This is a genomic window from Hahella sp. NS-SX17 (assembly GCF_057367735.1).
In genome coordinates, this window is sequence record NZ_CM170632.1 from 4433034 (window position 1) to 4444979 (window position 11946).

Below are 11946 nucleotides of genomic sequence, written 5' to 3' on the forward strand. Positions count from 1 at the left end.
TTAATTATTTTCTTCCGAACAGTCCCGCGACGGAAAGCCAGAAACTGATACTGTCCTTATTTGGGAACATACACTTCCTTGGTAATGTCTTCTTTTTTACCAAAATCCCGTCGCAAAACGCTGGTATTACCTTCTTCAGCGTCACGATGAATTATAGATATTAACCGCGTTGTGCGTTCATTAAAAATCGCGCGCAACGTCGCCTGAAAATACTCACTGTTCACTCTGAACAACTTCTTGGGAATATCCTTCTTACCCGCCAGCTCCGCCAGAGAAAGAAACTGATTCACATCAGCGAAGTGCCCTTCCTCTTTGCGAATTTCGACAATCTTGTCCGCCGTCTGCTTATCCACCCCTGGGATATAGGCCATCAACACTTCCGCCGGCGCGGTATTCACATTCAGCATGCCAGAGCTGTTGGGCAGGATGGCCACAAACTTTTTAAGCTCTTTATAAGTCGCCGCGTCCATGCCGTCGATCAGCCAAAATTCCGATATATCATTGAAATACGAGTTCGCAGCGCGATATGGCGGTTTTTTCAGCAGATAGGTCTCTTCTTCCGCGCCTTTGAGCTGATAGATCTGATCATCCGCGTCAATCCAGTCGACAAACTTTTCCGCCGTGACATCCGGATTGATATTTGTCAGAGAACTCAACAAACGTTCAAACTGCTGCACCGCTTCTTTGTTGACGGCGCTGACGCCATTTTTGTTGGTCACCAGACTATTGATATTGAAGCGCCCCATCAGGTCATCGACTTGCCCCTGTATCCCGACATTAGTGTCAATAGGAATCTGAATGGCGTATTGTCCCCAGGGCTCGTCGGTGTTGTCGACCTCATGGTCCACCATTTTGTTGGCCTTCTTATCCTGTGCGAAATCCTCGCGCAGAATGGTCCTGGCGTACGTTTCCGCCGCCATGGCGTACATTTTCGCCTGTTCCTGCTCCAGTATGTTTGAAGTACGCCGGATATCCAGGTAATGGATGTTAAACAATCCCGCCACCAGCACCATCACTAACGCGACAATGAAGATCACGATCAACGCCGCCATTCCAGACTGCCTGCGCAGCCCTCTACGCCCATTCCTAACCACGTGAGCTACCTGAACCGCCGTTGCTGTTAGGATCGGGCTTATCGCCGCCGGAATTATTGCTTCCGCTTCCGCCTCCAGAAGCGCCGCCTCCGCCATTAGTGGGATCTTTTAACTCAGCCCAACCCGCCACTTGGTACAGACGACGAATGCTTCCGAACTTTTCGTGATCCAGAGTAATTTCCAAGGCTTTTGGGACTTTCAAATAGGCTGGCTCATTCTGGTTGGTCAACATATCCTCAGTAGGCCATTCGTTATGCCACTGATTATCCTTATCCAGGAACCTGAATTTGACGGATTTGACATGGGTCAGCAGGCGCTGTTTCAGAGGTTGAGAGTCTTGCGCCCGGTCCATGACCTCCCAGTACTCTCGATAAAGCGTATTCTCTTCCAGCTCATAGGAGACGCGCTGCAGATTACTGCGTCGACTGATTTCCTCTTCGTCTTCCGTGATCAGCTCCAATAAGTCGTTGGCGTCGCGCCAGCCAGTTCTGGAAAACTCGATCAGTTTCAATGCGTTCAGGTTGGTGACGGAATAAAACTCATCGCCATACTCCCCACGCACGCTGCGGGCTACGATTTGACCGAGATCCGCCTCCAAGACCCGCTGGGCTTTTTGAATTTCTTCCAGCGACTCGCTCTTGGCTTCTAAATTCTCTTTGTTACGAATGCCCTGCCCCAGAAATTGAAACGCCGCTGTACCAATAATCGCCGTAATGGTGACGGCGATCAGCACTTCCAACAGGGTAAACCCCTGCTCCCGTAGACGAACTCCCCCAGAGACGCATTGTGATGACGTAACAGCAGCGGACATCAGGAGTTATTCCCTATAAAAGAGGTGACCGAAATAATCTGTCTTTCCGAAAGATTTGCGGTATCAGCGAGCAACACCTGAATTTCCACTTTTCTCATTTGCGGATTCGGCGTCGCAATCACCTTCTCCACCACTCGCCATGTACGGCTGGCGTACTCCACTGTTTTCTTTTTCTCGCCAACGGCTGGAAAGGATTCCGCGATGGCTAGCTCCGTGTATTCATTGTCGGCGATCCAGGCGGCGAAGGTCTTCAGCTCCAACTGTTCCGTCTGCCTTACAATTTGCGTCATCCCACGCACCAAAGCGGCGACGCTAATTGAGAATATAAGCAGCGCCACCAACACTTCCAGTAACGTAAAACCTTTGGCTCGGCCTCGCGAAGATCGCCCCATAGAGTTATGCCTCTTCATCATCCGCCGGCCCTTTCATTTCAAATCCGTTCAAGCCATCGGATTTGATAATGAACTTAACTTCTTCGTTACTTTTCAATTTAAGCTCGATGTTGACGGGGGTGTTTTCTCCGCTGGATAAAAACAGAATTTGCGGGAGAAACTTCTTGTCTTTGTCTTCTTTTTTATCCTTTTTGCCTTCGTCTTTGTTTTTCAGCTCAATTTCTTTGTTCTTTTTGTCAAAGTCCAGGACTACCCATTCAGGCAGCTCCCTTTCCTTCAGAAAATCTTGCGGCAACTCAATCCAGGCCAGCGCCGTATCGTCAAACCCCATGAACGCATAGCCATGGTCGTCGAGGCGCAATCCGATGTCTACGTTCTGAAATATGGCTTCATCGGAGGTCATCTGCATAATGGCCAGAAGTTTTCTGGCCTCATTTTCCAACTCTCTGCGATCACGGTTACCGCTGACCACTAACGTGACCATGCCGACCATTACCGAAATAATGACCAGCACAACCAGTATCTCGATTAGCGTAAAACCTTTAACCGCACGCTTCATAAATTATCCGCCCGACAGCCGCCCCAGGATTCCGAAACGGCCAGCCAGTTAATTAATTATCCCAGCTGGTGATGTCTGCGTCGTAGCCTTCGCCGCCTTCTTTACCGTCAGCGCCCAGTGAATACAGGTCGAAAGCGCCGTGCGTGCCAGGAGAGATGTAGACAAACTCTCTCTGCCAGCCGTCCAATGGCAGCTTGTCGATATAGCCATCCTGGTTCCAGTTTTTCGCTTCTGGGAAACCGGAAGGTTTGCTCACCAACGCTTCGATGCCCTGCTCACTGCTGGGGAAGTTGTAGTTGTCCAGCTTGTACATATTAAGAGCGTTGCTGATGGTCTTGATGTTGGTCTGCGTGGTCGTCACTTTCGCTTGGTCGGCGCGCCCCAATATCTTGGGCGCCACAGCCGCCACCAGCAATCCAAGGATAACCAATACAACCATGATTTCGATCAGAGTAAAGCCCTGTACGGATTTCCTGGTTTTGAATGACGCTTTAGGTTTCATTTTTTCCCTCTGTAACATTACTTCTTTTATTGATGTGTATTTTAACCAACCAGATCGCTCATGCTCAAAATCGGCAACATGATCGCCATGACGATAACCAGTACGACGCCACCCATGACAAGAAGCATCAAGGGCTCGAATAGCCCGACCATTGTTGCGATGCGGCTTTGCAAATCATTTTCCTGACTGCTGGCGGTCCTTTCCAGCATTTCACCGAGCTCTCCGCTGGCTTCGCCACTGGCGATCATATGGATCATCATCGGTGGAAAATAGCCGGTTTGCTCCAGGCACTTGTAGAGACTGCCGCCTTCCCGTACTTTCTGCGCCGCTTCGGCGACCCGCAGTTTCAACCATTGATTACTCAACACCTCGCCAGCGATGCGCATAGCGTCCACCAAAGGAACCCCGCTGCTGTTGAGAATGCTGAGAGTGCTCGCGAAACGGGCGGTATTAACTCCCCGCGACATTTTCGCGGTGAAGGGAAGGTGCAGCAATTGCCGATGCACCTGAAGTCGGAAGCTTTCTTTTTTCATCGCATAGGTGAAGGAAAAGAAGGCGATGACCAGCACGGCCACAATTATCAGCGCGTAGTTGGCGACGAAGTCGCTCAACGCCAGAATCACCTGAGTCAGCGCAGGCAACGCCTGCCCTTTACTGACAAACACCTTGATGATGTCAGGCACGACATAACCCAGCAAAAAGCCAACGATGCCGAACGCAACAAACGTAAGAATCAAAGGATAAATAGCGGCAAGCTGAATCTTCTGCCGACTCATCTGCCGTTGTTCTGTGTAGTCCGCCAGACGATTTAGCACTAAATCCAAGTGACCCGCGTGCTCGCCCGCCGCAACCGTGGAGCGATAAAGCTCAGGAAATGCGCTGGGGAACTCGCCAAGACTGTCCGCCAGCGAATATCCTTCCAGGACCTTCGCCCGCACCGCCAGCATCATACTTCTGACTTTAGCCTTCTCACTCTGCGAGGCCACCGCGCTCAGCGTCTCCTCGACAGGAATGCCGGATTGAATCAAGGTGGCGATCTGGCGGGTCAACAAGGCCAGATCTGCAGCGCCAAGCCGACTGCCGCCGGGACGAAAACCACCCCCGCTGTTTTTATTACTCTGCTTTTCAGACGCCTGGGTGACTTCCAGCGGCGTCCATCCTTTATCACGAATCTGCTGCCTGACCTGACGGGCGCTATCCGCTTCAAAAACGCCTTTCTGCGGACGCCCCTTTTGGTCCAGGGCTTTAAAATCAAATGCTGCCATATGCGGTAATACTGTGAAATTTAGACTGCCGTTCTGAAGTAAGCGCCCGCCGTCGAACCTTCTTCACTCTTCGCCTTTTGCGCTTTTACTCCCGGTGAGTTACCCGCACCACCTCCTCCACGGAGGTAAGGCCCTTCAATACTTTTGCTATGCCATCCGCATGAATGCTGGGGCCTTTCTTACGCGCAGACGCCTCCAACTCCATCTCGCCCGCCTGCTTGTGCACCAGGTGACGCAACTCCTCATCGACCTCTATGACTTCGTATATCCCCAAACGTCCGCGATAGCCAAGGTGGTTACATTCCGCACACCCTTTCGCATGGTAGATATGCTGCGGGTTTTGCGGGTCAATGCCGAGGAACTCGCATACTTCTTCGTCCGGTGTATAGGCTTCTTTACACTGATCGCACAGTACACGCACCAGACGCTGGGCTATCACCCCGATCAAACTTGAAGATATCAAAAACGGCTCCACGCCCATATCCATCAAACGGGTTACGGCCCCTACCGCACTATTGGTGTGAAGGGTGGATAACACCAAGTGCCCCGTCAAACTCGCCTGCACCGCAATTTCAGCCGTTTCCAGGTCTCGGATCTCACCAATCATCACCACATCGGGGTCTTGACGCAGAATGGCGCGCAGGCCGCGGGCGAAAGTCATGTCGACCTTCGTGTTGACCTGAGTCTGACCAATACCGGGCAAGTTGTATTCGATAGGGTCTTCGACCGTCAGAATATTACGGCTACGATCATTAATTTCGGAAAGGCCGGCGTACAAGCTGGTGGTCTTACCAGACCCCGTGGGGCCCGTCACCAAAATAATGCCGTGGGGACGATGAATCAGTTTCTTGATCAGCTTGAAATCGCGATCGGCCATGCCGAGCTTTTCAAGCTTCAACCTGCCCGCCTGTTTGTCCAACAGACGCAATACTATACGTTCGCCGTTGGCGGAGGGCATGGTGGACACCCGGATATCGACTTCTTTGCCTGCTACCCGCAGTGAAATCCGACCGTCCTGGGGAACTCTTTTCTCCGCGATGTCCAATCTGGACATAACCTTGATACGCGACACCAACAGCGGCGCCAGCGCTCGCTTGGGCTTGACCATCTCTCGCAACACGCCGTCCACGCGGAAGCGCACGACAAGATCTTTTTCAAAGGTTTCTATATGAATATCCGAAGCATTGGTTTTCACTGCTTCAGTCAGAATAGCGTTGATCAAACGAATGATGGGAGCGTCGTCTTCCTGCTCCAGCAAATCCTCCGTTTCCGGAACGGAATCCGCAAGACTGGCCAGGTCCATGTCGTCACCCAACCCTTCAACCATTTGCATGGCTTCAGTGGAGTCATTCTGATACGCCTTCGCCAGCCCATCTTCAAAGACGCCGTCTTCAATAACTTCAAAGCGGCACTTGCCTTCCACATATCGATTTACTTCCGCAAATATATGCGGCTTCAGCGATTCTTTGAAATAAACAACCTGACCATGTTCCTGATCCGGCTGTCCGACGAACACGCCATGACGCTTGGCGAATGAAAACGGCAGGCGGTAATAGGACCGCGGCTGATCCTCCTGATCTTCGGAATCGTCCGTCAATACTGGAATCGCGTCTTCAGTTGCTTCGAGTTGGCGCTCGTCCATATCTAACCTTTAGTCTATTGTAAACATTGTCATTCCGGCTTACGCTCAGGCCATACATGGAAGCCGGGAAGGTTTGAGAATCTACTTTATCTTTTCAAGAGATTCCAGACTACCTGGTCTCATTTCATTTATAGTTAATTATATGTAATAAAGGCCATTAAATACCCGTTTTTAGTATATTTTTGAGAATTCCGGACTTTTCTTTTAATGCCGCTGCAGCAAGAATACCGGGCACAGAATTACTTAACCGGGACAATGGTCGCACATAATAAAAAGCGAGCCATTAGAACACCGAGACAGATTCATCGTGAACAAAGACAAACTACTCAATTCCGCCCCCTCCATAACGGCGTCGCTACTGCTGATCGCCGCTACTGCGACAATTGGTTGGCGCGGCTATCAGTTCTGGCTCGACTACAACACCAAGAAAGAAATTGTAGTCAAAGCAGCGCCAGCAACACAGGTAAAGCAGGAGCGCACTGTACAGCAGCTGGCTCCTCTCAACCTGTTCGGTAAAAACGAGCCCGTCGCCCAGAAAAAAGAGACTGAAGACCTGCCATCCACCAACCTGCGCCTGACCCTGCGGGGGGTAGCCGCCACCAATCTTGAAAAAGGCGAATCTGGCGGAGCGTTAATAGAAGGACCGGATCGCAATACCGATTTCTTCCGCGTGGGCGAAAACATGCCCGGCAACGCAACCCTACATTCCGTCTACGCCAACCGTGTGGTTATTGACCGCCGCGGCAGTCTGGAGAACCTGTTTTTCCCCGAAGACTCCAGTTCCGGGGCCAGCATAGAAACCTACGCCAGCGTCTCTCGCGACGACGCCTCCGACTATTCCGAGCCTGCTTACGAAGAACCCGTGTATGAAGAGCCGCAGTATCAAGAGCCTGAGTACCCGGAGCCTCAGTATGAAGAACCCAAATACGAGCAACCTGACAGTGGCGGCGAGCCAGTGCCTGTCGTAGATGCGCCGCATGACGACGGCTCTCAGCAGGCAATTTCAGAACCGGCTTACCAGGAAGAACCAACTTACGCTATCGATCAGCCGCCGGAAGAGTTTTCCGAACCCTCCAACGACAACAGTTCGGAACTGAGCGAAATGGACGAACAGCGTCGCCAGGAAATTCGTGATCGACTGCAAAAATTGCGCGAACAAATCCGCCAGAAGAACAACGGCTAAACGCGCCCGATTTTATGCGCCGAAACGTCAAAATCGTTCCGGCGCCCCTTCTCCAACCGCTTCAATCAATCACCTTTTTAAATCTCGCCCTTTCCGGCAAATTTAAACTTCACCTCCGTCATCGGCATTCCCCTTGTATTTAAACAACTTAGGACTAATCCAAGGATTCACCTTTCCTTACACAGTTTTACAAAACTCATCCAGTCATGCTTCGGAATAATTCCTATACTTAATCTCATAAACATAACTATAGCTCCGGTCCATCAACCGGCATCAGCCACACCAACGACATTGACGACGGGACGCCCCACCTATGCAGTGGACAAGAAAATTGCGTGTCAAAACAGTTGTCACCCTGTTTTCATGCTGGGCTCTTGTTGCGTCCGCCGCCTTCGAAATCAGCCAGCAAATACTGACCCATGTAGAGCGTGAATACGGCGGTTCCGCCCGTGAGCGCCTGGAACGCTGGCAAAAACTGCTAAACACTCCGAAAGACATCCCCGACGAACGCAAGTTAATGATGGTCAACGCGTTTTTTAATGAAACGCAATTCATTCCAGATATCAAACACTGGGGCCAGGAAGACTACTGGGCGACACCTGTCGAGCTACTGGTTACTAATGGCGGCGACTGTGAAGATTACTCCATCGCCAAATATTTCGCCCTGCGTGAAATGGGCGTGCCAGATGACAAATTACGCATTACCTACGTTAAAGCCCTGAAGCTCAATCAGGCGCATATGGTGCTCGCCTATTATCCAGACCAGGATAAAGAGCCTTTGATACTGGATAACCTGATTCAGGAGATCCGCTCAGGCTCAGAACGCGATGACCTCTACCCCATTTACAGTTTCAACGGCGACGGGTTGTGGCTGTCCAAACAACGCGGGCTAGGTAAACGCGTTGGTCAGGCCAACCGTCTGGATCAATGGAATGACTTGAATACCCGTATGCTGCAACAGCTACAGACTCGACTTTAACCCCAGCCTTGCACCAGCCCATAGCTGAGCCCTGACTTCTTCCCTGCTTGACCCTTGCCGTCAAATGTTTGACCTGGACGAGCTCCCCACACTTCGGCTTGCATATCCACTGTTGGAGCCCATGCATTATAACGTTGACGTAAACGTAAACTTGCTGCAATAATTTTGCTCAATTCAGACAGAGAACGCCCATGACAAAAAACTACAGCATCAGTGACCTGGCGAAGGAGTTCGACGTTACCACAAGGACAATCCGATTTTATGAAGCGGAAGGGCTGCTCAGCCCGGAGCGCCAGGGACAAACCCGCATTTACACCGAAAAAGACCGTGTCTACCTCAAACTGATTTTGCGAGGCAAGCGACTTGGTTTTTCCCTGGCGGAGTCCAAACAGATTATCTGCATGTACGACCCGGACAGCGGCAACCGGGTGCAGTTACAACTGATGCTGAACAAGATTGCGGAAAAGAGAGACATCCTGAAGCAGCAGCTTTCCGACATCCGTCTCATGCAGGAGGAACTGGATGAAGCGGAAGAACGCTGCCAACAGGCGCTGGCGGACTTCGAGAAAGGCTGACGGCGGACCTGCGCGGCAACCGTGCATGACAACCCCACCGTCGGCCTTTTTCTGAAAAGATTGATTCAACGTTAAAAATAACAAAGGACCCATTATGGCCAACCACTACCACTCCCTGAACTTCGGACTGGGCGAAACCCTGGATATGCTGCGTGAGCAGGTCGCGGGCTTCGCCCAGAAGGAGATCGCCTCTATCGCCGCCCAAGTGGACAAGGACAACGCGTTTCCTAACCAGTTATGGCCGCGCCTGGGCGAGATGGGCCTGCTGGGCGTCACAGTCAGCGAGGAGTTCGGCGGCGCTGAACTGGGATACTTGGCTCATGTACTCGTCATGGAAGAAATCAGCCGCGCGTCCGCGTCCATCGCACTCAGCTACGGCGCCCATTCCAATCTATGTGTTAACCAGATCTACCGTAACGGCACGCCGCAACAGAGACAGAAGTACCTGCCTAAATTGATCTCCGGCGAGCATATCGGCGCCCTCGCCATGAGCGAACCCAACGCCGGCAGCGATGTGGTCAGCATGAAATTGCAGGCGGTAAAAAAAGGCGACAAATATGTGCTTAACGGCGCCAAAATGTGGATCACCAACGGCCCTGACGCGCACACTTATGTCATCTACGCCAAGACTGACGTTCAGGCAGGCCCCAAAGGCATCACCGCATTCATCGTGGAGCGCGATTATCCCGGCTTCTCCCGCTCACCCAAACTCGACAAACTCGGCATGCGCGGCTCCAACACCTGCGAGCTGGTGTTCGATAACTGCGAAGTGCCGGAAGAAAATATTCTCGGCGGCCTCAACCAGGGCGTGAAAGTTTTGATGAGCGGCCTGGACTACGAGCGCGTCGTACTTGCCGCTGGCCCTATCGGCATCATGCAGGCCTGTATGGATGTCGTCGTTCCCTATATCCATGAGCGCGAGCAGTTCGGCCAACCTATTGGGCATTTCCAATTAATCCAGGGCAAAGTAGCGGACATGTACACCACCCTGAACGCCTGCCGCGCCTACCTTTACGCCGTCGCTTCCGCCTGCGACCGAGGCGAGACCACTCGCAAAGACGCCGCTGGCGTGATTCTGTACTGCGCAGAAAAAGCCACCCAGATGGCCCTCGACGCTATTCAGATTCTGGGAGGCAACGGCTACATCAACGAATTCTCCACCGGCAGACTGCTGCGGGACGCTAAGCTGTATGAAATCGGCGCCGGCACCTCTGAGATCCGTAGAATGCTGATCGGCCGCGAACTGTTCGAGGAGTCCCGGTAGCCTTCTCGGCCGCCGTTCTCCACAAGGAATCCAAACAACCACCCAGCAAGACAGGACGAAGCTATGGCTGTTCTGAAATCCCAAACATCCACCGACAGCGAAAGCTATCAAAGCCAATATGCGGCGATGAGCAAACTGGTGGATGATCTCAAGACTGAAATCAGTTTTATCGAACAAGGCGGCGGTCACGCCGCTCAGGAAAAGCAGCGCGCAAAAGGAAAGTTGCTGCCCCGTGAGCGCGTCGCCAAGTTGCTCGACCCCGGTTCGCCGTTTCTCGAAATCGGCCAGTTCGCCGCCTACAACGTCTACGCAGACACCGTGCCCGCCGCCGGCGTCATCGCCGGTATCGGACGCGTCGAGGGCATTGAGTGTATGATCGTCGCCAACGATTCAACGGTTAAAGGCGGCACCTACTACCCCCTGACAGTGAAAAAACATATCCGCGCCCAGACCATTGCGGAAGAGAACAACCTGCCCTGCATCTATCTGGTGGATTCCGGCGGCGCCAACCTGCCGCAACAGGATGAAGTCTTCCCCGACAAGGAAGACTTCGGGCACATTTTTTATCGTCAGGCGCGTATGTCCGCCCAGGGCATTCCTCAGATCGCAGTGGTAATGGGCCTTTGCACCGCTGGCGGAGCCTATGTGCCCGCCATGGCGGACGAAGCCATCATGGTGAAAGGACAAAGCTCCATTTTCCTGGCGGGACCGCCTTTGGTGAAAGCCGCTACCGGCGAAGAAGTCAGCGCTGAGGACCTGGGCGGCGCAGACGTCCATTGCCGCATATCCGGAGTGGCGGACCATTACGCACAAGACGAATTTCACGCCCTCTTGCTGGCCAGACAGGCGGTTAAACGCCTCAACCGCAAGAAAACCGTCACCATGGACATTCAGCCGCCGGTAGAGCCGCTCTACCCCGCTCAACAGCTACGTGGCGTCGTCCCTACCGACCTGCGCACGCCTTATGACGTGCACGAGGTGATCGCCAGACTGGTGGACGGCTCCGAATTCGACGAGTTCAAGGCGCTCTATGGCGCAACGCTGGTGTGCGGTTTCGCCCGCATCAACGGCTACCCCGTAGGCATCATCGCCAATAATGGCATTCTGTTCAGCGAGTCCGCCGTCAAAGGCGCGCACTTTATCGAGCTGTGCTGCCAGCGCAAAATTCCTCTGGTATTCCTGCAGAACATCACCGGCTTCATGGTCGGCAAGCAGTATGAAGAAGGCGGCATCGCCAAAAACGGCGCCAAGCTGGTCACCGCTGTCGCCTGCGCGGAAGTGCCCAAGTTCACTATAATCATTGGCGGCAGCTTTGGCGCTGGCAACTACGGCATGTGCGGCCGCGGCTACAACCCCCGCTTTCTGTGGATGTGGCCGAATGCGCGCATCGCCGTCATGGGCGGCGAGCAGGCGGCGGGCGTGCTGGCGCAGGTGCGTGAGGATAATTTACGCCGCAAAGGCGCGCTGTGGAGCGAAGAAGAGAAACAGGCGTTCAAGGCCCCCACTATTCAGCAGTTCAACGAGCAGTCACATCCCTATTACGCCTCCGCGCGCTTATGGGACGACGGCATCATCGACCCGGCGGACACCCGTACGGTATTGAGCCTGGCGCTTTCCGCCGCGTTGAACGCCCCGATTAAAGACAGCAAATTCGGCGTGTTCCGCATGTAGGCGCGACAA

Annotated in this window: 12 protein-coding genes; 5 read left to right on the top strand and 7 right to left on the bottom strand. The window is 53.0% G+C overall.

The genetic code is table 11. The annotated features are described in order from the left end of the window. Window positions 1–56 precede the first annotated feature (56 nt). From gspK to gspE, 7 genes are all read right to left on the bottom strand, one after another. Window positions 57–1052, bottom strand: coding sequence for a type II secretion system minor pseudopilin GspK (gene gspK / locus AC2IBB_RS19500; RefSeq protein ID WP_486328423.1), 996 nt, complete (start codon window positions 1050–1052; stop codon window positions 57–59). Between the two features lie 34 nt (window positions 1053–1086). Beyond that, on the bottom strand, window positions 1087–1905 hold the full coding sequence (gene gspJ / locus AC2IBB_RS19505; RefSeq protein ID WP_486328424.1) for a type II secretion system minor pseudopilin GspJ: 819 nt from the start codon (window positions 1903–1905) through the stop codon (window positions 1087–1089). Continuing rightward, window positions 1905–2297: a type II secretion system minor pseudopilin GspI gene (gspI, locus tag AC2IBB_RS19510; RefSeq protein WP_486328425.1), complete on the bottom strand. Its 393-nt coding sequence runs from the start codon at window positions 2295–2297 to the stop codon at window positions 1905–1907. The genes gspJ and gspI overlap by 1 nt, the downstream gene beginning before the upstream one ends. A 4-nt stretch (window positions 2298–2301) precedes the next feature. After that, complete coding sequence (gspH, locus tag AC2IBB_RS19515; protein WP_486328426.1) at window positions 2302–2856, bottom strand: type II secretion system minor pseudopilin GspH; 555 nt, start codon at window positions 2854–2856, stop codon at window positions 2302–2304. A 52-nt stretch (window positions 2857–2908) separates the two neighbouring features. Further along, the gene (gene gspG, locus AC2IBB_RS19520; RefSeq protein WP_486328427.1) at window positions 2909–3358 is read right to left on the bottom strand and encodes a type II secretion system major pseudopilin GspG; all 450 of its coding nucleotides are present in this window, start codon (window positions 3356–3358) and stop codon (window positions 2909–2911) included. 41 nt (window positions 3359–3399) lie between these two features. Next, window positions 3400–4623 (bottom strand): type II secretion system inner membrane protein GspF, encoded by a 1224-nt coding sequence (gspF, locus tag AC2IBB_RS19525; RefSeq protein WP_486328428.1) that lies wholly within the window; start codon window positions 4621–4623, stop codon window positions 3400–3402. 85 nt (window positions 4624–4708) lie between these two features. Next, complete coding sequence (gene gspE, locus AC2IBB_RS19530) at window positions 4709–6265, bottom strand: type II secretion system ATPase GspE (protein ID WP_486328429.1); 1557 nt, start codon at window positions 6263–6265, stop codon at window positions 4709–4711. Between the two features lie 307 nt (window positions 6266–6572). Here gspE and AC2IBB_RS19535 point away from each other — a divergent pair, with 307 nt between their 5' ends. From AC2IBB_RS19535 to AC2IBB_RS19555, 5 genes are all read left to right on the top strand, one after another. Continuing rightward, window positions 6573–7448 (top strand): type II secretion system protein N, encoded by an 876-nt coding sequence (locus AC2IBB_RS19535; protein WP_486328430.1) that lies wholly within the window; start codon window positions 6573–6575, stop codon window positions 7446–7448. Window positions 7449–7761: 313 nt separating this feature from the next. Next, complete coding sequence (locus AC2IBB_RS19540) at window positions 7762–8427, top strand: transglutaminase-like cysteine peptidase (protein WP_486328431.1); 666 nt, start codon at window positions 7762–7764, stop codon at window positions 8425–8427. 191 nt (window positions 8428–8618) lie between these two features. After that, window positions 8619–9002, top strand: a complete 384-nt coding sequence (locus AC2IBB_RS19545; RefSeq protein ID WP_486328432.1) for a MerR family transcriptional regulator — start codon at window positions 8619–8621, stop codon at window positions 9000–9002. 94 nt (window positions 9003–9096) lie between these two features. Next, complete coding sequence (locus AC2IBB_RS19550; protein WP_486328433.1) at window positions 9097–10266, top strand: isovaleryl-CoA dehydrogenase; 1170 nt, start codon at window positions 9097–9099, stop codon at window positions 10264–10266. A gap of 63 nt (window positions 10267–10329) precedes the next feature. Further along, the gene (locus AC2IBB_RS19555) at window positions 10330–11937 is read left to right on the top strand and encodes a carboxyl transferase domain-containing protein (protein WP_486328434.1); all 1608 of its coding nucleotides are present in this window, start codon (window positions 10330–10332) and stop codon (window positions 11935–11937) included. Window positions 11938–11946: the final 9 nt, after the last annotated feature.